This window comes from Tessaracoccus pujii, from assembly GCF_054483895.1.
The window spans coordinates 3032902-3054947 of sequence record NZ_CM137012.1; the positions used below are offsets into that span (position 1 = coordinate 3032902).

A 22046-nucleotide genomic window follows, 5' to 3' on the forward strand; every position below is an offset into this window, starting at 1 on the left:
GCAGTTCGTCGAGAGCCGTGTCCGGCTCGTCGCCGTCCCTCGAGAGCCGTGTCCGGCTCAACCATCCGCCGGTCCGCCGGCGGGACAGTGGACGGGGCACTTCGGGCGTGATTCAGCCCGGTGACCGGTGAGGTCTGGTTCCCTGATCCCAGATGCAGTGAAACCCACCCCCCACCGCGTCTACAGAGCATGGAGGCAGTGATGGACCACGCGGTCGAGGTGACGGCCGGCGGCTTCGACAGGTATGTCGCGGCCCGCGGCGGTGAGCTCTGGGCAGCCGCCTGGCTGCTCACCGGCGACGCTCAACACGCGGAGGACCTCGTCCAGACGGCGCTGTCGAAGACCTACGGGCGCTACGACTCCTTCGACAACGACCACCACTTCGAGGCCTACGTCCGCACGACGATGTACCGCACCTTCGTGTCGTGGTGGCGCCGCCTGCAGTGGCGCTCCGAGGTGCCGTCGGACAGCCCGCCCGACACGCCGTCGCCCCTTCGCGACCCTGCCCCGGCCGCCGACCTCCGCCGCGCCCTGGCCCGCCTCCCGCGACTCCAGCGCACCGTCCTGGTGCTGCGGTATTTCGAGGACCGGCCCACCCGTGAGGTGGCGGAGTTGCTGGGCATCCCCGAGGGCACCGTCACCTCCCACGTCAGCCGCGGGCTCGCCGCCCTGCGCACCTCTCCCTACCTCGATCCGGAGGACCTGTCATGAACGAGAACGAGCTGCCCGACGCCCTGCGCGCCGCAGTGCCACCCCGGCCCAGCACCCGCGGGTGGGCCGCCACCGCGCGGAGCCGTGCGCGGACGCGCCGCGCGGGGGTCGCGGCGGCCGCCGTCGTTGCGGTCGCCGCCCTCGCCGCACCGCTGGCGCTCCAATTCATCTCGCCGCCCTCGGTGGTCCTCGCCACGCCCAGCCCGCAGCCCTCGGTCGCGGTCCCGCTCGTTCCCGACGCGTGTGACGACCCCCTCACCGGCGCACTCCCGCTCGTCGACGGCGACCTCCCCGACGGCGCCACCAGCCTCTGGCTGTGCGGACGCTCGGACACCGGCGCGTCCCAGGTCCTCGTCGGCGCGCCGGACCCCCTCGTCGCGCACGCCGCTGAGGCGGTGGCCGCGTTCAACGCCCTGGACAAGTCCGAGGGGGTCCTGGACTGCATGCCCAATCCCTTGGACTACACCGTCGTCGTCGAGTATCCCGACGGCGCCCACCGGTCCATCCGGATCGCCGGCTGCGGGGACCTGCGTGACACCACGAACATGTTCGAGACCTTCCGGGGGGACGGTGCCGGCTACCTGGCGCAGCTACGCGAGCTGTGGAAGGCCGAGCGCGAGCAGACCAGCTTCACCTATACCGGCACCGATTCGCTATGCAGCACCGCGCCCGCATCGGTGTATCGGCCGCTCGATCCGGCCGACCTCACCCGCGCGGTCACGTGCCGGGCCGATGGGACCGTCGTCGACCTCGACGCCGACCTGACGGCTGATCTCCTGGACGCGATCCGCGGCGGCAGCGGGCTGTCCGGCACAGACGAGCGCGGCGAGATCCCGCTTCCGGACCTCGTCCTGCTCACTCCTGGCGGAGACCCCGTCTCGCTGCACCGCGACGCCGGCCGGGGAGCCGGCCTCTACTGGTGGGACGACGGCACCCAGCGTCGGTTCTGGGGTCCGCTGGCCCCCGCCCTGGAGGCCAGGATCGTCGAGGCGCAGGGCCCCGACGGCGGCCCCACCCCCACCACGCCCAGCCCCGTCGCGCCCCTGCCCGACGAACGCGGCGAGGGCCTCGTGTCCACGGTCTGCGACGCCATCCAGTCCGGGGACCTCACGCCGCAGGACCTGCCCGCCACCGAGGATCTTCCCGACGGCGTTGCCCGCGTCTGGCTGTGCGGTGACAAGTGGGAGACGTTCGGCGGGGTGGGCCCCATCGAACCTCTGACCACGGAGCCGGACCGGGTCGTCGAGGCCGTCAACAGCCTCCCCGCCGCCAACTTCGACGCCTGCACCGAGATGGGCGGGCTCACCTTCCACTTGGCGCTCGACTACCCCGACGGCACCAGGCGCGTCGTGTCGGCCGAGACGGTCAACTGTGAATGGGTCGGCGGATGGGGATCCCGCACGGGCGGCGCCCAGCTGCTGCAGGACCTGTTGCCCATGTGGACGGCCCAGCGCGACGAGAAGCCCATGCCGTTCACCGACGACGTCGACCTCTGCACCGATGCGGCCGCCGTCGTCGGTCTCAACTCCGTCGCCACCGTCGAGCGCGGCTCCCTCTACCGGGGCTTCGTCTGCGGACTACCGTCGGACGCGGCGGACGGTGACGGGTGGATCCAGCGCGAACTTCCCGGTGATCTGGTGCTTGCCCTCTCGCAGGCCACCGCCGTGCCGGAGGATTCATGGTCCATCCCGGAAGGGTCCCCCTACCTGGTGCTGTACAACCAGTACGGAGATCCCGTCACCTACCCCGTCGACCAGGACCTGCGGATCCGGATCGCGGCGGGCTCCTGGGTCTACGAGGGCGCGTGGACCCCCGACGGCGACCTCGCGGCCTCCTGGGCCGAGCTGCTCAGCGGCCTCCGCGGCGGCACCCCCTGACCCACGGCGGCTGCCTGCGCGCCACCCGCAGGTCATCCCCAGGTCACCCGCTCGTAACCATCGCGGGCTAGCGTCCTTGTGAACCCACATCCACAAGGAGTGATCATGCGAAACCATCCCCTCCGGAGCGCGGTGGCCGCGGCTGCCTCTCTGGCGCTGGCCGGCGGACTTCTCGTCACCACGGTGCCCGCGGACGCGGCACCCGGCCGGCGCAGCGAGCAGACCGCCCAGCTCACGCTGCTGGCCACCACGGACATGCACGGCCGGGTCCAGAACTGGGACTACTTCACCGACGCGCCGTACAGGGACGCCCAGGGGGGCAAGGTCGGGCTGAGTGCCGTCAGCACCATCGTCGGCGACGTGCGCGACGAGCGTGGCAGCGAGACCGTCATCGTCGTCGACAACGGCGACGCGCTGCAGGGCACCCCGCTCACCACCTACTTCGCCAAGCAGGAGCCGGTGACAGAGACGGGCGCCGAGCACCCCATGGCGACCGCTTACAACGCCATCGGCTACGACGCCCAGGTGCCAGGAAACCACGAGTTCGACTACGGCCTGGACCTGCTCGACGCCTACGTCGACGACGCCGAGTTCCCCGTTCTGGCCGCCAACGTCATCGACACGGCCACCGGCGAGCCGCTGCTGCAGCCCTACACCATCATCACGAAGAAGCTGGGGAACAAGCCCGTCAAGGTCGGCATCCTCGGCCTCACCACCCCCGGCTCCATGATCTGGAACAAGGGACACCTTGAGGGCAGGGTGACCATCGAGGACATGGTCACCTCCGCTGAGAAGTGGGTTCCGGAGGTCAAGGCCGCCGGCGCCGACGTCGTGGTGGTGCTCAGCCACGCGGGCATCGGACAGTCCAGCTACGACACCTCCACCGGCCTGGGGGAGGAGAACCCCTCCGACCAGATCGCCCAGCAGGTGCCCGGCATCGACGTCATGGTGGTCGGCCACACCCACCGCGTCGATGCCGCCGAGAAGTTCGTCACCAACGAGGTGACCGGCGAGCGAGTGCTCCTGACCCAGCCCATGTTCTGGGGTCAGAGCGTCTCCGACGTCACCATCGACCTGCAGAAGGTCCGCGGCCAGTGGGACGTGGTGGGTGCCGAGGCCGAGGCGATCCTCAGCCGCTCCGTCGGCGAGGACCCTGTCGTCGTCGAGGCCGTCTCCGACGCGCACGAGACGACCGTCGGCTACGTCAACACCGTCATCGCCCAGTCGGTGACGGAGTTGCCCGCCACCGAGTCCCGCTACCGCGACACCGCCATCATCGACTACATCCAGATGGTGCAGACCGAGACCGTCCAAGGAGCCTTGGCAGGCGGCGCGTATGCGGATCTCCCGGTGCTGTCCATCGCCGCCCCCTTCAGCCGCACGGCAGTGTTCCCCGAAGGCGACGTGACCATCCGCGACATGGCGGGCCTCTACATCTACGACAACACGCTCGAGGCGGTCGTGATGACCGGAGCCCAGGTGAGGGACTTCCTCGAGTACTCGGCGAAGTACTTCGGCACCGTCGCCCCCGGCGCGACATTCGACGCCGACGAACACACCTCGGTGGTCCACAACGGCCAGCAGGTGTGGGACTACAACTACGACATCATCGCCGGAGTCGACTACGAGATCGACCTCAGCCAGCCCGTCGGCTCGCGGATCGAGAACCTCACCCATGCCGACGGCACGCCTGTGGCCCCGGACGAGCAATTCGTCGTGGCGGTGAACAACTACCGACGCAGCGGTGGCGGCAACTTCCCGCACATCGCGACGGCGCCGGTGGTGTACAACGAGATGCGAGAGATCCGCCAGCTGCTGATCGACTGGGCGGTCGACAAGGGCACGATCGACCCAGTCGACTTCTTCGACCAGAACTGGACCCTGACGGTCGACGGCACCCCGGTGCCGTGATCGTGCGGTAGTCCCTCAGGACAGGTGGGGCGGGCACTGCGGTGTCCGTCCCACCGTCGTGTCGCGGGGGTGCGTAGGCTGGCGCAAATCGGAAGAACAGGCAGGGCCGTGATGGGCGAGCCGACGGTTTCAGATCTGATGGCGGAGCTTGCTGGGCATTGACGAGCGAGCGCGTCGTGAAGAGTGCCGACGGCCTGGATCTGGGGAGCCTGCTCGGGTGCTCCGTCAGCCGGGCGGTTGAATCTCGCGCCCGGCATGTAGTTGAAACGTCAAGTTAAATATGTCATAGTTGAACCGTGAAGAATCTCTCGATCATCGTCTCGTCCACCCGTCCGCAGCGCATCGGTGGGCACGTCAGCTCATGGGTGGCAGAAGCCCTCAGCTCAGACTGGTCCGTCACCACCCTCGACCTCGCCGAGATCAACCTGCCCTTCATCGACGAGGATGCCCCCGCGGGCTCCGGCGTCTACACCCAGCCGCACACGCTGGCATGGAAGGCCGCCGTCGACGCCGCCGACGCGATCGTCGTCGTCACGCCCGAATACAACGGCTTCTTCCCCGCCCCGCTGAAGAACGCCGTCGACTACCTTTTCGCCGAGTGGGAGGCCAAGCCGATGGCGCTCGTCGGTTACGGCTTCGGCGGCGGTCAGCGCGCCACGACCGCGCTGACCCAGCTGATGCAGAACCTCAAGGCCAACGTGGTCGGTACCACCGGCCTGGTGTTCAACACGGACCTCACGATGTCCGGTGAAGTGACCGCCGGCGCCGAGAAGATCGCGGAACTCCTGAGCCTGTCCGACGAGCTGGCCGGCGCCGTCGACGCCTCTGATCTGGCCGCCTGACCCGAGCCCTCAGTCCTGGCCGCTCGCGGGCGGCGGACCGAGCGCCTCGACGGCGGCGAAGAACTCCTCCGGCACCTCTGCCGCGATGAGGCCCGCCAACGCGTCGAGGCGCTCGAGGGACGGGATGCCCACCACCGTCGTGTCCACCAGCCGGCTTCGAAGCGAGAACTGCAGCGCGGCCGCCGCGAGGTCAACGCCCGCGCCCTGGGCCAGGCCGCGGACCCGGTCGATGTGAGCGGCGAAATCGCCAGGCATGGTGCGGTAACCGTAGGTGCGCTCGCCGTTGGCCAGCGTCCCGCCGCCGAACGGCGCTGCGTTGAACACCTGCATGCCCAACTCCCGCGCCCGTTCGAACACCGGCTCGGCCGAGCGGTCGACGAGCGTGTAGCGGTTGTGGTTGAGCACCACGTCGAACAGGCCGGTCTCGACGTAGGCCCGTGTCTCGGCCAGCGGACCGTAGGCGACGCCGATCGCCCCGATCACGCCCTCGTGCCGCAATTGCACCAGCGCCTCGACGGGTCCGTCCGCGGCGAGCGCCTCGTCGACGGTGACCGTGAACGGATCGTGGAACTGGTAGAGCGGCAGCCGGTCCAGCCCGAGCCGCGTCAGCGACTCCTCCAGCGAGCGGCGCACGCGGTCGGCATCGAACACCCCGGTGTCGGGGTGACGGTCCGCCTTGGAGAACACGAGCTTGCCCTCGGGGAGCCCTCCGGCGCGCTGGATGGCGGCGCCGAGTATCTGCTCGCTGCGGCCGCCGGCGTAGTTGTTACTGGTGTCGACGTTGCCCAGCGGGGACGAGAGCAGTGCGTCGGCCAGCGACTGGCCGTCGGGGCGCTCACCGAGGCGCGAGGCGCCGAGGGTCACGGCAGTGAGGGGAACGTGCGCCATGGGGCCTCCTTGCGAGCGGACACCTAGACCTTATGCGATGGCCCGGACCGCACCCTGCGGACAATGTTCCTCCAGTCAGGGGCTCAGGGGCGATGAGGGCCCGAGAGTCAGCCTGGAGGAACGATCACCGCAGAACGAGGTCACGAGGTCACGTCGGCGGACCGGAACCGTGCCCACGCCAGCGACGCGAACACCGCAACCCAGCCCAGCTGCACGAGGAGTCCAGACCTGAGGACGCCCCAGTCCACTTCGATCCGGAGGAACTCCGCGAAGTCGAACCAGTGATGGGTCAACAGGTACGGGTGGATGGCCGCGAGCTGGGGCAGGGAGTCCAGCACCGTGGACACCACGGCCACCACGGTCGTGGCCGCCATCGCCCCGACGGGGACCTCGGTGAGCGTGGAGAAGAACACCCCCACCGCCACCAGCCCCGTCAGCGACAACGCCACGTACGCCGCGACACCCAGCATCCGCGCCATCCCATCACCGAGCGAGACGGTGGAGCCGGACAGGAGCGTCATCTCGGTCAGCCCGAAGAAGGCCCCGCCTGCCGCGAGCGCCATGACGGCGATCACCAGCACCGCCGCCAGCGCGAAGGCCAGTGCCACGAGCGCCTTCGCCACCAGGAGGCGGGTCCGTGCCACGGGAAGGGTCAGCAGGTAGCGCAGTGTGCCGGCCTGAGCCTCGCCGGCGATCGAGTCGCCGGCGGTGATCCCGATGGTGAGGGGGAGCAGGAACGGCAGGCACATGAACAGTGCCGCGATGACGAGGAACAGCCCGTTGCCGGTCACGCGGCCGATGAAGCCGGGCCCCTGTCCCTCCAGGCCCGATCCCTGGGCGATGAACAGGACGACGGAGAGCAGTAGTGGTACTGCGCCGAGCCCGGCGAGGAGGGCCAGCGTGCGCCGTCTGCCGAAGAGGAGGCGGAGCTCGCTGCGCAGCAGCCGGCCGAAGGAGCCCTCAGCGCGCGACATCGAAGCCCTCCCCGGTCAGTTCAACGAACAGCTGTTCCAGGCTGCGACGGCGGACCTCGAGGCCCACCAGGTCGATGCCGGCGTGCACGAGGGCCGCCGAGACGCGCCCCGGGGGTACGGCTCCCAGGCGGGCCCGCACCTCCACGCCGTCGGCCCGGACCTCCTCGAGGCCGAGCGATGCCAGCACCTCAGCTGCAGCGGTCATGCTGTCCGCCGTGGTGGTGACGACGAGGCGGGAGTCGTCGTCGGCGGCGAGCTCGCTGCGTTCGGCCTGGGCCAGCAGCCTGCCCTGGCCCATGATGCCGATGTGGGTGCACACCTGCTCGATCTCCGCCAGAAGGTGAGAGGAGACCAGCACCGTGGCACCCTCCCCGGCGAGTTCCCGGATGAGGTGGCGCACCTCGCGGGTGCCCTGGGGGTCGAGGCCGTTGGTGGGCTCGTCGAGGACCAGGAGCCTGCGCGGGCGAAGCAGGGCGGCGGCGAGCCCGAGCCGCTGCTTCATCCCCAGGGAGTACTGCCGGTAGAGCTTGCGGGAGGCATTGGTGAGGCCGACGCGGTCCAGGGCCGTGTCGATGCGGGCCCGGGATGTGGCGGGATCCGCCGTCGCGTCGCAGGCGTCCAGCCGCACCAGGTTGGCCCTGCCGCTGAGATAGGGGTGGAAGGCCGGGCCCTCGACCAGTGCACCGACCTGCGGGAGGACGGTGCCGCCGGCATCGGGCATGGGCTGGTCCAGGAGCCAGGCCGCGCCGGCGGTGGGCCGCACCAGCCCGAGCAGCATGCGAATGGTGGTGGTCTTCCCGGAACCGTTGGGGCCGAGGAAACCGTAGACGGACCCGGTGGGCACGACGAGGTCGATCCCGTCGACCGCGACCTGCCCGGACCGGAACCGCTTCGTCAGTCCCTCGGTGCGGATCGCAGGGGCGCTCACGCCATCGCGCGCAGGGTCTCGGCGGGAACGGCGCCCACGAGGACGCGCCCGTCGTCGGTCACCAGGACGCTGAGCAGCGTGGAGCTGAGCAGGCGACCCTCGGGAACCTCGGTGGTGAGCTGCTCGAAGAGCGCACCGGTGTCCAGATCCATGCCGCCGCCGTGCTCGGGCTTGAACTCCTCCATGAGGTCCTTCGCCTCCTCGGAGCCGGTGAAGTCCTCCGGCAGGCCGCTGACGGCCGTGGGGTCCTCGGCGAGCAGGGCGGCCATGTCGACGCCGGTGAGCTCGATGACGGTCTCCCAGCCGGTGCCGTGCACCGTGGGCTTCTCGTGCGCGCCCTCTGCCATCTCGTGGGCGGGCATCCCCGTTCCCTCGGCGGGGATGGGTACGACGACGTCGCGCGTGGTGGCACCCGCGGGCGGTGAGAAGGCGAAGACCGAATCGTTGGGTGCGGTGAAGTCGATGTCGGTGAAGGACACCTCGAGGGCGGGGGCGGTTTCGTCCAGGGTGCTCCAGGTCTGCACGCGCAGCGGCGTCACGGTCTCGCCGTCGACGGCGAGCACGACGCGGTCCACGAGGGTGCCGTCGGTGTCCGGGGTCACGATGAGCTGGTAGGCGTCGCGCCCGGCGATGGTGGTCTGAGCGTCGACGCGCACGCTGGAGGACTCGTCGATCTTGGCCAGCGCCTCAGCGGCCGCCTCCTGGGGGGTGGGCAGCTCGGCCTTGCGGGCGAGCGCCTCCTCGCGGGCCTGCTCACTCATCGCTTCGAGGCGCGCGCGGTCCGCGTCGCTGACGCTGTAGTGGACGACCTCGTCGTCGGTGCTCGAATAGGTCCATACCTCTGGGCCGTCGGTGACGACGGACCACTCGGACATGGTGCCGAGGAGGGCGACGCGCGAGCGCTGCTCTCCGTCCGTCCAGAGCCGGAGGGTGGAGCTTCCGCCCAGCAGGCTCATGGGGTCCGCGCCGCTGGCCTCGGTGAAGAGGAGGTCCGGGAGCCCCAGCCGCGCCGTGTGCACGACGGTGCCGGACATGGCCTGCGGCTCGGACTCCAGGACCCGGGCCACGAGCTCCTCGGCGGACAACTCGGGCAGGTCGCTGGCTTCGCCGGCGGCGAACAGCGGTTGCGCCAGGATGCCCACGGCGACCGCGGAGGTCACCGCGATCGGGGCGACCCACGGGGAGCGGAGAAGGGAGCGTCGTTCGGTCATGCGTCCACGGTAGACGAGCCCCGCTGAGAGGACGCTGAGAGCGTCGTCGGGGTTGTGGGGGCCGGTGGCAGGATGGGGGAGTGCGGGTACTGGTGGTCGACGACGAGCGCGGACTCACGCGCACGCTCCAGCGCGGCCTGGCGGCAGAGGGGTTCGCCGTCGACACGGCCCACGACGGCGACACGGGCCTGTCGCTGGCCACGCACGGCGACTACGACGCCATCGTCCTCGACGTGATGCTTCCGCGGCGCAACGGCTACGCGGTGGTGGCCGCCCTCCGGGAGCGGAAGGTGTGGACGCCCGTGCTCATGCTGAGCGCCAAGGACGGCGAGCACGACGTCGCGGACGCCCTCGACCTCGGTGCCGACGACTACCTCACCAAGCCCTTCTCTTTCGTGGTGCTCGTGGCGCGGCTGCGGGCACTTGTCCGGCGGCCCGCCGAAGCGCGGCCCGCTGTGCTCAGCATCGGCTCCCTGGAGCTGGATCCCGCGGCGCGGGCGGTGCGGCTGGGCGGGGAGCCCGTCGACCTCACCACCCGGGAGCTCGCGCTGCTGGAGTACCTCATGCGGCACGGGGATCGCGTCGTCGGGAAGGTCGAGCTGCGTGATCACGTCTGGGACGGGACGGGTGAGGACCTCAACGTCGTCGAGGTCTACGTCGGCTACCTGCGCCGGAAGCTGGGGCGCGACGCTGTCGTGACCGTGCGGGGCGCGGGCTATCGCGTGGCGGGGTGACTGTGGCCGGCCGACGGTGGGGCGGGCTGTCCCTGCGGCTCCGGCTCACGCTCGTCACGGCGGGCCTGCTGGGCGTGGGGTTGGCGTTGGGCGCCGTCGTCCTGTCGGGGGTGGTCTCGGCGAGCAGGGTCGCGGCTCTCGACGACGTGGCCATGGCCCGGGCGGAGACGGTCGCGCGGCTCGCCCTCGACGACAGGCTGCCTGATCCGCTGCCGGTGACCGAGGCGGGGGAGATCGCGCAGGTGCTCGACGGATCGGGTCTGGTGGTGGCGAGTTCGGCCTCCGCGAGCCGGACTCTCCCGGTGATCGGCGCCGGCGATCTGGAACGGCTCCTGGGTCAGGGCCGCGGCACCCTGCGGACGGCCTACGACGAGCGGGCGCGGCTGGCCGTCCTCCCGGCCACCTGGAGGGGTGAGCCCGTCTCGGTGGTGGTGGCGCTGCCGCTGCGCGACGTCGAGGGCGTGCTGAACGCGCTGCGGGTGTCGCTGGTCGGCGTGGTGCCGACGCTGACCCTGCTGCTGGCCGGCGTGATCTGGTTGGCGCTGGGGCGGGCGCTGCGGCCGGTCGAGGAGCTGCGGAGCGCGGCGGCCCGCGTCGCACGCGAGGGTGGGCCAGGGGCCCTGCCCGTGCCGTCGGCCGACGACGAGTTGGGCGCGCTCGCCCGGACGCTGAACGAGATGCTGGACCGGCTCGAACGGGCGTCGGCCAGGCAGCGCGCCTTCGTCGAGGACGCGGCGCACGAGCTGAGGTCGCCCATCTCGTCGCTGCGGGCCAGCGTCGAGGTGGCGCGGTCGCATCCTGAGGCCATCTCCAGTGCGGAGCTGGCGGCGGACCTGGGGCCCGAGGTGCTGCGGATGCAGGCACTGGTGGATGACCTGCTCCTGCTGGCACGGGTCGGTGCCGCGCCTGCGCGGCGTTCCGAGGAGGACCTGGCGGGCATCGCCGCCGATGCCGTCGGCGTGGCTCGCCCGGATGTGGCCGTCGAAATCCGCGGCAGCGGTGCGGCGCGCGTGGATGCGGCAGCCGTGGGTCGCGTGGTTCGCAACCTGGTGGACAACGCCGTGCGGCACGCGCAGAGCGCGGTCCGGGTCACGGTCACGGAGGGGAGCGTGGTGGTCGAGGATGACGGCGCGGGGGTCGCGGCAGGGGACCGCGAGCGGGTGTTCGAGCGGTTCGTCCGCCTGGATGAGGCCCGCGAGCGCGAGGCGGGGGGCAGCGGACTCGGGCTCGCCATCGCCCGCGAGATCGCGCGTGATCACGGCGGCGACGTCGTCCTGGGTGACTCCGAACTCGGCGGCCTCAGTGCGACGCTGACGCTCCCGGGCCGCGCTCCGCGGCTGCCGTGACCCGCCGCCTGGGGAGCCTCAGACGTCGAGCGCCTTTGCCTGGGTGACCCAGTCCGTGCACTCGGCCACCGACAGCCCGATGACGGGACCGTGCCGGGTCTCGATCATCTCCTTGAGATGCTCAGGGTTGCGATGCCTCAGTTCCTTGACCGAGTCCACCCCGATGCTCTTGAGCAGTTCGGCGTACTTGGGGCCGATTCCCTTGATCCGGGCGAGATCGTTCTCGACGGATGCCATCATTCAGCTCCTCGACTGGTGTACTGCGTCCTTCGTTGGACATCTGCAGCGTACCGCCGCAGCGCCGAACGCAGGCGTCCCCGGGCATTCCGGTTGGAGCCGGGCGGCGGTTCCGGCCCCGGTCAGGAGGAGGCACGTGGCATGGCGTGCCGATACGTCCACGAGGTCAGAGCCGTGGCGAGCATGACCGACAGAACCCCCACGAAGATGTGGGCCGAGGTGGTGCCTGCGCTGCCCAGCAGGTACTGGATGCTGACCAGGAGTGCCATCGCCACGGCGAGCACCACATTCACCACGCCTGCGGAACGGCGCAGCACGACGTAGACGACGGCAGCCACGACGGTGACCACGAGCGTGACAAGGGCGCCGACTTCGTGATGGGTCCGGTAGCCGCTCTGGCCCCCCAGGAAGGCCGATGCCCATCCGGCCTGGCCGATCAGGCAGCTGAGCACGAGGGTGGCCAGGGTGCGGAGCGTGATGAGGTGCGGGTGGGGCAGGGGAGGTAGCGCCATTCGACCACTGTGCCAGATGGGCAGCTGTCAACTCCCTCTCTCACAGCGGGGGACTCCCGGAGGTCAAGAACTCGCAGGGGTCATCGAGCCCTGCCATCACTCGCGTCCACAGTGTTATCCACAGGTGTGAACAAGTTACTCGGGTGTAATTCTCAGCCGGAGACGAACTGCGAGCAGAACGAACTGCTTGCTTGCTGAACTGTGAGGTGGTGAACCCCACCCTCCACCGCGGAGACGGGCCCCCAGTGCCGCCCCACGCTCAAACGCGGCCATAGGCCACCGCCACTGCCGGCACGTTCCCGCGCATCGGGCCCCTGCCACCTTCAGGTGCCGAACCACGCGGCGCGGAAACATGCCCGCAGTGGCACCCTTTGGTCCACGCGCTGAGCGTGGACCTTCGCACTCGCGTCCCGCTTCCGCGGGCACCCTCTACGCCGACAGCGACGACTCCACCCCAGCGGAACCGCTCCACCGGCCGCCATTTGCCCTCCCTGCAGACCGTGCCTCGACAAGGGGCTGGTTCACGCAAGCCCGCCCAGGCGCGCCAGGGCGGCGGCGGCCGCGCCGACGATCACCACCAGGAGGTACGGCGCCTTGAACACGAGTGCGACGGCCGCGGCCGCCAGCGCGACGATGCGGGCATCGAGGGTGATGGCCGTCCCGGACACGAACGTGTTGAGCGCAACCAGCGAGGCGAGGAGTCCGACTGTGACACCGTGCGAGAGGGTGGACACCCAGGGGTTCTCCAGCCAGCGCTCGGGAACGAGGTAACCGATCAGCTTGGTGGCGTACGCGATGGCGCACGCGGCGAGGATCCACAGCCAGAGCGTCATCGGTGTCCTCCCCGCGCAGCAGGCGAGTGGGAGGTCCGGCGCCGCTGCTGAACCACGGTCAGCCCCACCGCGACGCCCGCGGCCACGATGATCGGGATCCCGGCCGGGACCAGGGGTGCCACGGCAACGGTGACGACGGCGGCCACCACCGCGATCGCGATCGGGTCGCGCCCCTTCAGCCGCGGCCACAGTAGGCCGAGGAAGGCGGCGACGGCCGCGCCGTCGAGTCCCCAGGCCGCCGGATCGCCCAGCGCGTTGCCCACGACCGCACCCACCAGCGTGAAGAGATTCCACAGCACGAACACCGCGACACCAGCGGCCCAGAACCCGCGACGCTCCTCGTCCGGATCCTCCGCCGCGGATGCCGTCGCGATGGACTCGTCGATGGTGAGGTGGGCCGCCAGGAACCGGCGCCACCCGTGCGGCCTGAGCAGGGCGTTGGCGGTGACGCCATAGATGGCGTTGCGGACCCCCAGCAACGACGCCGCCGCGGTGGCGGATGCCAGCGCGCCCCCGCCCGCGACCACCCCGATGAACGCGAACTGCGACCCGCCGGTGAACATGAGCAGGCTCACCGCGCTGGCCTGCGGTACTGACAGTCCGGCTGCCACGGCGAGGGCGCCGAAGGAGAGGCCGTACAGCCCTGTCGCCACGCCGACCGAAACCCCGCGCCTCTGCGCGGGGGTCAACCCCGTCCTCACGCCGCGAGCCTCACTGGAGCACCTCGTTCGGCTCGGCGATCATCGGCAGACGCATGACGAACTTCGCTCCGCGTTCGGGGTCGTTGGCGGCGCGGACGGACCCACCGTGCACGCGTACCGTGTGGTCGACGATGGAGAGGCCCAGCCCGGTGCCGGGCGTGTTCCGGGCGCGGTCCGAGCGGTAGAACCGGTCGAAGATGAGCGGGAGGTCCTCGTCGGCGATGCCCGGGCCCTCGTCGACGATGGTGAGCGTGCCGTCCTCCAGGGTGACGCTGATGGTGCCGTTGGCGGGGGAGAACTTGACGGCATTGTCCAGCAGGTTGGTGATGGCCCGCTCCAGCGTCGACGGGTCGCCCATCACCGGGGTGGGCTCCAGCGTCACGTCGAACCGGATGGTCGGCCCGCGACGGCGGGCGCGCTCGATGGCGGACTCCGTGACCTCCGCCATGTCGAGGGGCTCGTGAGGACGCTGAAGGTGGTCGTCGCGGGTCAGGGCCACGAGGTCCCCGACGAGGGCGGAGAACTCGCCGAGCTGCGCGGCCACGTCACCCAGGATGACGGAGCGGGCACCCTCCGGCAGCATCCCTGAGGTGTCGTCGGCGAGCAGCAGCTCGATGTTGGTGCGCATGGACGTGAGCGGGGTGCGGAGCTCGTGCCCGGCGTCGGCGATCAGTTGGCGCTGCTGTTCCCGAGAGGTCTGCAGGGATCGCAGCATCAGGTTGAAGGACTTGGTGAGCTCGCCCAGGTCATCGCGGCCGTAGATGCGGATGGGGTTGAGCTGGTCGGTCTGGGTGACGGACTTCACGGCCTGCGACAGCCGTCGGACCGGGGCCAGCACGGCCTGTGCCGCCCACAATGCCGCGACCGTCGTGGTCAGGACTCCCGCGGCGCCCGCCAGCAGCAGCGCCAGCCACAGCGACCCCAGCGTCGACTCCAGCGATTCTGTCGGCCGGCCGTACATCACCGCGTAGAAGTTGCCTCCCGTTGACATCGGCACGGACACCAGCCGGTACGAGGTGCCCTCCACATCGATGGTGCGTGCCGAGGATCCCGATTGGATCCGCGCCACCGCGATCTCCTCTGCGCTCGCGGGGACCACGACGGTCTGACCGGGCACCTGGCTGAGCGCCCCGTCAGCGGAGACGAGCGCGAGGATGCCGTTCGACGAGCCGAGCAGATCCGCCGAGAGGACGGACAGGTCGAACAGATTGGAGGCGATGGTCCCGGAGGCCGTCTGGGCCACTCCGATGAGCTCGCGGTCGAGCTGCTCGAGGATCGACCATCTGGTGACCCCGTAGGACGTGGCGCCGACGACCAGCACCGACAACGCCACGCTGACCCCGGTCAGAAGGGCCAGCCGCCACTGCAGAGATTGTCCACTGACAAGGCGGCCGATGCCGCGTCTGAGCCGGATCCACCAGCTCCCGATCACGGGGGCGTTTCACGCAGGACGTAGCCGATGCCCCGGACGGTGTGGATCAGCCGGGGGCGGCCACCGGTCTCCGTCTTGCGGCGCAGGTAGCCGATATAGACCTCGAGCGAGTTCGCCGTCGTCGGGAACTCGAAGCCCCACACCTCGTTGAGCAGGGTGTTGCGCTCCATGACCCGGCGCGGGTTCTCCATGAACACCTGCAGCAGCGCGAACTCCGTGCGGGTCAGCGAGATGTGCTGGCCGCCACGGGTGACCTCACGGTGCTGCGTGTCGAGGGTGACGTCCTGGAAGGTGAGGACCCGCGATTCCGCCTCGGGAGCCGCCTTCGAGCGACGGGTGAGGGCGCGCAGCCGCGCCAGGAGCTCGTCGAGGGCGAACGGCTTGACCATGTAGTCGTCCGCGCCGGCGTCGAGGCCGTCCACGCGGTCACCTACAGCGTCGCGCGCGGTGAGGATGAGGATGGGGGTGTCGTTGCCGCCGTCGCGGAGCATCTTGGTGGTTTCCAGCCCGTCCAGGCGCGGCATCATCACGTCCATGATGATCGCGTCTGGGGTGTAGCTGACCAGCTTGGCGAGGGCCTCGACGCCGTCCGCAGCGGTCTGCACCTCGTCGCCGGAGTAGGTGAGCGAGCGGGCGAGCGAATCGCGCACCGCTTGATCGTCGTCAACCACCAGGATCTGCACCGTCGTCCCCCGTCACTCGCCCTGCTACAGGGCTTCATCCTACCCACCCCGGCACGGCTCGGCGTTCCCGACCCGCGTGGGTATGGTGAGGCACATGGCTACGCTTCTTTTCGTGTGCTGGGGCAACATCTGCCGCTCCCCCATGGCTGAGCGCGTCGCGCGCGCCAAGGCTGAGGAGCGCGGGCTCGATGTCCGCATCGAGAGCTTCGGGGTGTCCAGCGAGGAGGAGGGCAACCCCATCGACCGTCGCGCCGCCCGCACCCTGGAGCGGGCGGGATACGACGCCGCCGGTCATCGTGCGCGCAAGATCGGGGCGGCCGACGTGAAGGGCGCCACCCTGGTGGTGGCTGCCGAGCCCCTGCACGTGGCGAGGCTGCAGCGGATCGCCCCGGGGGCCTCCAACATCGCTCTCCTCAACGACTTCAACGTGGACAAGCCGAAGGGGGAGCCGTTGGGTGACCCGTGGTACGGCCCCGAGGAGGGCTTCGAACGGACACTGGCCGACATCGAGGCCGCCGTCGACGGCGTGCTGATGGCGGTCGCCCGACGCTGACCCGTGCGCCCCGGGTACCCTGTGGTCTCTTGAACCACGAGCGAGAGGCCACGACGATGAGCCTGACCGGACGCAGCTTCCTCAAGGAGTTGGACTTCACACCGGACGAGTGGCGCAGCCTGCTCGACCTGTCCGCGGAACTCAAGCTGCAGCGGCGCGAGGGTCGCGAGGAGCAGCGCCTCGCCGGCAGGAAGGTGGCCCTGCTCTTCGAGAAGACCTCCACCCGCACCCGGTGCGCGTTCGAGGTGGCCGTGGCCGAGCAGGGGGGTATGACGACCTATCTGGATCCCGCCGGGTCGCAGATCGGGCACAAGGAGTCCGCCGCCGATACCGCCCGGGTCCTGGGGCGGTGGTACGACGGCATCGAATACCGGGGAGCCGGGCAGGAGGTCGTCGAGACGCTCGCGGCGCATGCGGGCGTCCCCGTCTACAACGGGCTGACCGACGAGTGGCACCCCACTCAGATGCTCGCGGACCAGCTCACCATGATCGAGCACAGCGGCAAGCCCCTCGAGGAGATCGCGTTCGCGTTCCTCGGCGATGCCCGCAACAACGTGGGCAACTCGCTGCTCATCAGCGGCGCACTCATGGGCATGGACGTGCGGATGGTGGCCCCCGCATCCCAGCAGAACGCCGACGGGATCGTCGCGGAGGCCCGCCGCCTCGCCGAAACCACGGGGGCCAGGATCACCGTCACCGACGACGTCGCCGCCGGGGTGGCGGGTGTGGACTTCGTCTACACCGACGTGTGGGTGTCGCTCGGCGAGCCGAAGCAGGTGTGGGCCGAGCGGATCGAACTGTTGCGGCCGTACCAGGTCAACGCCGAACTGATGCGCGCCACCGGCAAACCGGACGTGAAGTTCATGCACTGCCTGCCCGCCTTCCACGACCTCAACACGACGGTGGGGCGAGAACTGAGGGACGCGTTCGGCATCGAGGGCGTGGAGGTGACCGACGAGGTGTTCGAGTCGGAGGCCAGCGTGGTGTTCGACCAGGCCGAGAACCGGATGCACACCATCAAGGCGGTGCTGGTCTCCACGCTGGCCGGCTGATGCGTCGGCCGTCATGCGGCAGGAGTTCCTCCAGGCGGTGCTGATGCGGCCCAGAGGGCCCGGAGGTCGCGCTGGAGGAACAGAATCCGCGAAGCCCGTCGGCGCACGGACCTCGGGAGTGCCAGGAGTGACGAATAAGGGGGGCCCGACGAATACGGGCCCCCCTTCCATCTGCTCAGCGCCGGGTCACTTCCCGAGGGGGTGCGGCTTCTTCTCGGGCCGCTTCGACTCGACGTCGATGGGGACGTAGATCTGGGTGCCGGACTCCGCTACCTCGAACCGGAGCGTGTACGCCCCCGTCGTGATGGGGAAGCGGCTGCCCTTCTTCAGCGACACCTCGACGGTCGCCACGCCGTCGGTCACGGGCGCGCTGCCCACCTGGACGTCGCCGATGAACGCCGTGATCGACGTGTTGGCCAGCTGGGGGGAGACCTTGTCGCCCCCGAGAAGGAACATGTCGAGGGTCTGCGGGGCGACGCCGTCGGCCAGGGGCTGACCGAAGGTGAAGGTGAGCGGGGTTGGGCCGGCGACGAGTGGGCCGGCCGCGAGCTTGGCCGACACGCCGCGCTTGGAGTAGTCAGGCGATAGCACGCCCTGCTCGCCGATCCACGTCGTCCAGGACGCGAGGTCGGTCTTGCCGGTATCGCGGGTGTTGACGCCCTTGCCGAGTTCGTGGAAGTTGTCGCCGCCGGTGATGAGGAACGAGCCGCCACCGACGGTGTACAGCCCGGCGGGGTCGATCGGTGCACCGTTGATGCTGACCGACGTGATCCGCGATCCCTCGGGGAGTGACTCGTCGTAGGTGTAGGTGACGTTCTTCGACAGGCCCAACTGCAAGAACGGCCGCGACGGGACCGACCCGGCAGCGTTGCGCTGCCACTGCTGCTCCAGCACCTTCGTGAACTGTGCCCCGGTCACCTGCGTGGTGAAGAGCGAGTTCGCGAACGGCAGGGTGAGCGCGGCCTCCCGCAGCGTCACGTCTCCCGCGTCGAACGAGTCGCGGGTGCCGCCGGGGTTCTGGATGCCGATGAACTCGGCGTCGCCGCCGCCCAGCACCTCGTGGAACATCTCCGCCACCAGGTTGGACATCGGGGACTCGGTGTTGCGGGTGTCGGCGTTGCCCGTGCCGGCGGTGGAGATGGCGGCGGAGGTCTCGCCCACCACCTCTGCGCCGTGGACCATCGCGACGCCGTAGGCGGCCCGCGCGATGTCGTTGATCGCCTGGATCGCGGGCAGCGTCTCGTCGGAGGTTCCGGGCGGGGTCACCAGCGAGTCGGTGGCCGAACACACGCCCTTGCCCGAGGTGTCGACGACGAGGTCCAGCTTCCCGAGCCGCTCGGCGTAGGAGCCGGCCTGGACGATCGGCCGGCCGTCGGCGCTGTCGAACGTGTAGCGCTGGTGGGTGTGACCGTTGAAGATGGCGGCGACGCGCGGGTCGATGTCGCGGTAGATCTCGTCGAACGCGGCGCTGTTGTCGGCGTTGGTCGCCGCGCTCTGGGTGGCCAGGGCGGCGCCCTCGTGGAGCGACGCGAGCACCACGTCGGCCTCGCCGTTGGCCTCGTCGCCGTCGAGCAGGTCGTCCGTCACGCGGTTGATGGCCTCGACCGGGTTGCCGATGGTGAGGTCCGCGATCCCGGCGGGGGACACGAGCGACGGCAGGTCGCTGGTCACCGCGCCCACCACCGCGATCCGGATGCCGGCCTTCTCGAGGACGGTGTACTCCTCCATCGGCGCGGCGACGGTCGTGGTGCCCTTGGTGTAGACGTTGGCGCCCAGGTACTCGAAGCCCTGAGCCGCGGGCACGACGCGCCCGGCCAGGTCGTTCCAGCCCTTGTCGAACTCGTGGTTGCCGACGGTGGAGGCCTCGAGGCCGGCCGCGTTGAGTACGTCGAGCGTGGGGGCGTCGTCGGCGATCATCGACACGAACGTGGAGGCGCCGATGTTGTCGCCAGAGGAGATCAGCGCGACGTTGTCGTCGCCCCGCGCTGCGCGGGCCTGCTCGACCGGCGTGAAGAGGCGGCCGGCCAGGTAGGCGGAGGGGTCGGTGAGGGACTTCGAATCGTCGATGATCCGGCCGTGGAAGTCGTTGAACGCGAAGATGGTGACGGTCTCTGTGGGGCTGCCCGCGACACACTCGCCGATGGCGGCGTGGGCCTGGGGGGTGAACGTGGTGGCGGCGAGGCCGCTCGCCACCAGGGCCGTCGCGGCAATCGTCGCCGTGGCCCTCCTGGTCAGGTTGATCATGTCTCTCCGATGCGTGAGGCGGCGGGGGCGGTCACCGCGAAACAAAATGATTCACGCCCCACTCTGAAGGGGCTCGGCGCCCGCGTCAAGCCCTTCTCGTGTCGTTCACCGTGCCGTCACCCGACGGTCATCGGATCCGACCAATTGGGCGTGGCGCCCGCCCGGCACGTGGTCCACTGTGGTGTGCGGGGCTCGGGCGGAACATCCCCCGGACCCGCGACAATGTGCCGGGACAGGCGGAAAGCCGTAAGCTACGCTCGCGTAAGCTACGGATACGTAAGTTAGCTGAGAGGAGCGCGAGTGCGCGGCCAGAGCCAGGACATGGTGCAGCTGCTGACCCCCGACGGTCAGCGCGTGGAGCACGAGGAGTTCCACTTCACAGGCACCACGGAGGACCTCGTCGAGTACCTGCGGGACATGATCCTCGCCAGACGCTTCGACGCGGAGGCCACCGCACTCCAGCGGCACGGCGAACTGGGACTGTGGACCCCGCTGATCGGCCAGGAGGCGGCGCAGGTGGGCTCGGCCCACGCGTTGCGGTCCGTGGACGTGGTGTTTCCCTCCTACCGCGAGCACGCCGTCGCGATGGTCCTGGGCGTGCCGCTGACCAACATGCTGTCCCTCTTCCGCGGTACCAACGGCGGCTACTGGGAGAAGCTGGACACCTTCAAGAACTACCAGATCGTGATCGGCTGCCAGGCGCTGCACGCCACCGGCTACGCCATGGGTCTCCAGCTCGACGGCGCTGTCGGCAACCACGACGATGAGAAGAATGCCGGCGTCATCGTCTACCACGGCGACGGCGCGGCCAGCCAGGGCGACGTCAACGAGGCCTACGTGTTCGCCGCCTCCTACAACGCGCCGGTGGTGTTCTTCTGCCAGAACAACCAGTGGGCCATCTCGGAGCCCATCGCGCTGCAGTCGCGGATCCCGTTGTTCCAGCGCGCGAAGGGCTTCGGCTTCCCCGGCGTGCAGGTGGACGGCAACGACGTCCTGGCCGTCAAGGCCGTCACCGACTGGGCCATGGCGCGGGCCCGCGCCGGCGAGGGGCCCTCGTTCATCGAGGCGTTCACCTACCGGATGGGGGCCCACACCACCTCCGACGACCCCACCAAGTACCGCGAGCGCGCCGACGAGGATGAGTGGCGGGGCCGAGACCCCATCGCTCGCCTCACCACCTACCTCCGGGGGCTGGGCGCCGTCGACGACGCATGGTTCTCGGCAGTCGAGGAGGAGGCCAGACAACTGGGTGCCGATGCCCGCGCGTCGATCCCGCTCATGGAGAACACCACCATGGACGCTCTGTTCGCCACGGTCTACGCAGAGCCCACCGTCGCGCTGGAGGCACAGCGCCGCGAGTACGCCGAGTACGCCGCGACGTTCGGGGAGGACGCATGAGCGAGACGCTGACCATGGCCAAGGCCCTCAACCGGGGGCTGCGCCGCGCACTGCAGGCTGATCCGAAGGTGCTGCTGGCGGGTGAGGACATCGGCAAGCTCGGCGGGGTGTTCCGCATCACCGAGGGGTTGCAGGACGAGTTCGGCGAGAACCGCGTGGTGGACTCGCCCCTGGCCGAGTCCGGCATCATCGGCACCGCCGTCGGCCTGTGCATGCGCGGTTACCGCCCGGTGGTGGAGATCCAGTTCGACGGCTTCGTCTTCCCCGGCTTCTCGCAGATCGTCACCCAGGTGGCCAAGCTCCACATGCGCACCGGCGGGCACACCAGGATGCCCATGGTGATCCGGATCCCGTACGGCGGCGGCATCGGGGCCATCGAGCACCACTCCGAGTCGCCGGAGGCGTACTTCGCCCACACCCCCGGCCTCAAGGTGGTGACCTGCTCCAACGCCAACGACGCGTACTGGATGATCCAGCAGGCCATCAAGTCCGATGACCCGGTGGTCTTCTTCGAGCCCAAGCGGCGCTACCACGTCAAAGGTGCCGTCAATTTCACCGCCCGCCCGGTGCCGATGCATCAGGCGCAGATCGTGCGCTACGGCACGGACGCGACACTGCTCGCCTACGGGCCCATGGTGAAGACCTGCCAGGACGCCGCGACCGTGGCGGCGGAGGAGGGCACGTCGCTGGAGGTGGTGGACCTGCGCACGCTCAGCCCCATCGACTGGGTCACCATCGAGGCGTCGGTGCGGCGGACGAAGCGCGCCGTCGTCGTCCATGAGGCGCCGAAGACGCTGGGCCTGGGCGCGGAGATCGCGGCCCGGCTGCACGAGGATCTGTTCTACGTGATGGAGGCGCCCGTCCAGCGGGTGGCAGGCTACGACATGCCGTATCCGCCCGCCCGCGTGGAAGAGGAGTACCTTCCCGGTGTGGACCGAATCCTGGACACCGTCGACCGTTCGCTCGCCTACTAGGAGCC

At 70.0% G+C, this 22046-nt stretch carries 21 protein-coding genes; 10 read left to right on the top strand and 11 right to left on the bottom strand.

Annotation, left to right across the window (positions count from 1 at the left end):
* Positions 1 to 201: 201 nt before the first annotated feature.
* From ACX1D0_RS14125 to ACX1D0_RS14140, 4 genes are all read left to right on the top strand, one after another.
* Positions 202 to 711 (top strand): SigE family RNA polymerase sigma factor, encoded by a 510-nt coding sequence (locus ACX1D0_RS14125; protein ID WP_459018636.1) that lies wholly within the window; start codon positions 202 to 204, stop codon positions 709 to 711.
* Complete coding sequence (locus ACX1D0_RS14130; RefSeq protein ID WP_459018637.1) at positions 708 to 2588, top strand: hypothetical protein; 1881 nt, start codon at positions 708 to 710, stop codon at positions 2586 to 2588. Before ACX1D0_RS14125 ends, ACX1D0_RS14130 begins: the two co-directional genes overlap by 4 nt.
* 105 nt (positions 2589 to 2693) lie before the next feature.
* Entirely contained in the window at positions 2694 to 4499 is a 1806-nt protein-coding gene (locus ACX1D0_RS14135; RefSeq protein WP_459018638.1) for a bifunctional metallophosphatase/5'-nucleotidase, read from the top strand.
* Between the two features lie 296 nt (positions 4500 to 4795).
* On the top strand, positions 4796 to 5341 hold the full coding sequence (locus ACX1D0_RS14140) for an NADPH-dependent FMN reductase (RefSeq protein ID WP_459018639.1): 546 nt from the start codon (positions 4796 to 4798) through the stop codon (positions 5339 to 5341).
* A gap of 9 nt (positions 5342 to 5350) precedes the next feature.
* Here ACX1D0_RS14140 and ACX1D0_RS14145 read toward each other — a convergent pair whose 3' ends face one another.
* The 4 genes from ACX1D0_RS14145 to ACX1D0_RS14160 form a co-directional block, all read right to left on the bottom strand.
* Positions 5351 to 6229, bottom strand: a complete 879-nt coding sequence (locus ACX1D0_RS14145) for an aldo/keto reductase (RefSeq protein WP_459018640.1) — start codon at positions 6227 to 6229, stop codon at positions 5351 to 5353.
* Positions 6230 to 6369: 140 nt separating this feature from the next.
* Complete coding sequence (locus ACX1D0_RS14150; protein WP_459018641.1) at positions 6370 to 7203, bottom strand: ABC transporter permease; 834 nt, start codon at positions 7201 to 7203, stop codon at positions 6370 to 6372.
* Positions 7190 to 8131, bottom strand: a complete 942-nt coding sequence (locus tag ACX1D0_RS14155; RefSeq protein WP_459018642.1) for an ABC transporter ATP-binding protein — start codon at positions 8129 to 8131, stop codon at positions 7190 to 7192. The genes ACX1D0_RS14150 and ACX1D0_RS14155 overlap by 14 nt, the downstream gene beginning before the upstream one ends.
* The gene (locus ACX1D0_RS14160) at positions 8128 to 9342 is read right to left on the bottom strand and encodes a LolA family protein (protein ID WP_459018643.1); all 1215 of its coding nucleotides are present in this window, start codon (positions 9340 to 9342) and stop codon (positions 8128 to 8130) included. Before ACX1D0_RS14160 ends, ACX1D0_RS14155 begins: the two co-directional genes overlap by 4 nt.
* A gap of 80 nt (positions 9343 to 9422) precedes the next feature.
* On the opposite strand from ACX1D0_RS14160, the gene ACX1D0_RS14165 reads away from it, so the two are divergent.
* Together ACX1D0_RS14165 and ACX1D0_RS14170 are read left to right on the top strand one after the other, a co-directional pair.
* Positions 9423 to 10076, top strand: a complete 654-nt coding sequence (locus ACX1D0_RS14165; RefSeq protein WP_459018644.1) for a response regulator transcription factor — start codon at positions 9423 to 9425, stop codon at positions 10074 to 10076.
* On the top strand, positions 10073 to 11422 hold the full coding sequence (locus tag ACX1D0_RS14170) for an ATP-binding protein (protein WP_459018645.1): 1350 nt from the start codon (positions 10073 to 10075) through the stop codon (positions 11420 to 11422). The genes ACX1D0_RS14165 and ACX1D0_RS14170 overlap by 4 nt, the downstream gene beginning before the upstream one ends.
* Before the next feature lie 18 nt (positions 11423 to 11440).
* On the opposite strand, the gene ACX1D0_RS14175 is transcribed toward ACX1D0_RS14170, so the two are convergent.
* The 6 genes from ACX1D0_RS14175 to ACX1D0_RS14200 all read right to left on the bottom strand — a co-directional run bounded on the left by ACX1D0_RS14175 (position 11441) and on the right by ACX1D0_RS14200 (position 15820).
* The gene (locus ACX1D0_RS14175; RefSeq protein WP_459018646.1) at positions 11441 to 11662 is read right to left on the bottom strand and encodes a DUF4332 domain-containing protein; all 222 of its coding nucleotides are present in this window, start codon (positions 11660 to 11662) and stop codon (positions 11441 to 11443) included.
* Positions 11663 to 11781: 119 nt separating this feature from the next.
* The gene (locus tag ACX1D0_RS14180) at positions 11782 to 12171 is read right to left on the bottom strand and encodes a hypothetical protein (RefSeq protein ID WP_459018647.1); all 390 of its coding nucleotides are present in this window, start codon (positions 12169 to 12171) and stop codon (positions 11782 to 11784) included.
* 521 nt (positions 12172 to 12692) lie between these two features.
* On the bottom strand, positions 12693 to 13004 hold the full coding sequence (locus ACX1D0_RS14185) for an AzlD domain-containing protein (RefSeq protein WP_459018648.1): 312 nt from the start codon (positions 13002 to 13004) through the stop codon (positions 12693 to 12695).
* Entirely contained in the window at positions 13001 to 13705 is a 705-nt protein-coding gene (locus tag ACX1D0_RS14190) for an AzlC family ABC transporter permease (protein ID WP_459018649.1), read from the bottom strand. The genes ACX1D0_RS14185 and ACX1D0_RS14190 overlap by 4 nt, the downstream gene beginning before the upstream one ends.
* 10 nt (positions 13706 to 13715) lie before the next feature.
* Positions 13716 to 15137, bottom strand: coding sequence for a sensor histidine kinase (locus ACX1D0_RS14195; protein WP_459018650.1), 1422 nt, complete (start codon positions 15135 to 15137; stop codon positions 13716 to 13718).
* Positions 15134 to 15820, bottom strand: coding sequence for a response regulator transcription factor (locus ACX1D0_RS14200; protein ID WP_459018651.1), 687 nt, complete (start codon positions 15818 to 15820; stop codon positions 15134 to 15136). The genes ACX1D0_RS14195 and ACX1D0_RS14200 overlap by 4 nt, the downstream gene beginning before the upstream one ends.
* 94 nt (positions 15821 to 15914) lie before the next feature.
* Here ACX1D0_RS14200 and ACX1D0_RS14205 point away from each other — a divergent pair, with 94 nt between their 5' ends.
* Positions 15915 to 16373 carry a low molecular weight protein-tyrosine-phosphatase gene (locus ACX1D0_RS14205; RefSeq protein WP_459018652.1) on the top strand — a complete coding sequence of 153 codons (459 nt, stop codon included), beginning with the start codon at positions 15915 to 15917 and terminating at the stop codon, positions 16371 to 16373.
* Positions 16374 to 16429: 56 nt separating this feature from the next.
* Positions 16430 to 17425, top strand: a complete 996-nt coding sequence (gene argF, locus ACX1D0_RS14210) for an ornithine carbamoyltransferase (protein ID WP_459020458.1) — start codon at positions 16430 to 16432, stop codon at positions 17423 to 17425.
* 186 nt (positions 17426 to 17611) lie between these two features.
* Here the strand turns inward: argF and ACX1D0_RS14215 are convergent, their stop codons facing one another.
* Positions 17612 to 19669 (bottom strand): bifunctional metallophosphatase/5'-nucleotidase, encoded by a 2058-nt coding sequence (locus tag ACX1D0_RS14215; RefSeq protein ID WP_459018653.1) that lies wholly within the window; start codon positions 19667 to 19669, stop codon positions 17612 to 17614.
* Between the two features lie 300 nt (positions 19670 to 19969).
* Here ACX1D0_RS14215 and pdhA point away from each other — a divergent pair, with 300 nt between their 5' ends.
* Positions 19970 to 21067: a pyruvate dehydrogenase (acetyl-transferring) E1 component subunit alpha gene (gene pdhA / locus ACX1D0_RS14220; RefSeq protein ID WP_459018654.1), complete on the top strand. Its 1098-nt coding sequence runs from the start codon at positions 19970 to 19972 to the stop codon at positions 21065 to 21067.
* Complete coding sequence (locus ACX1D0_RS14225; protein ID WP_459018655.1) at positions 21064 to 22041, top strand: alpha-ketoacid dehydrogenase subunit beta; 978 nt, start codon at positions 21064 to 21066, stop codon at positions 22039 to 22041. Before pdhA ends, ACX1D0_RS14225 begins: the two co-directional genes overlap by 4 nt.
* Positions 22042 to 22046: the final 5 nt, after the last annotated feature.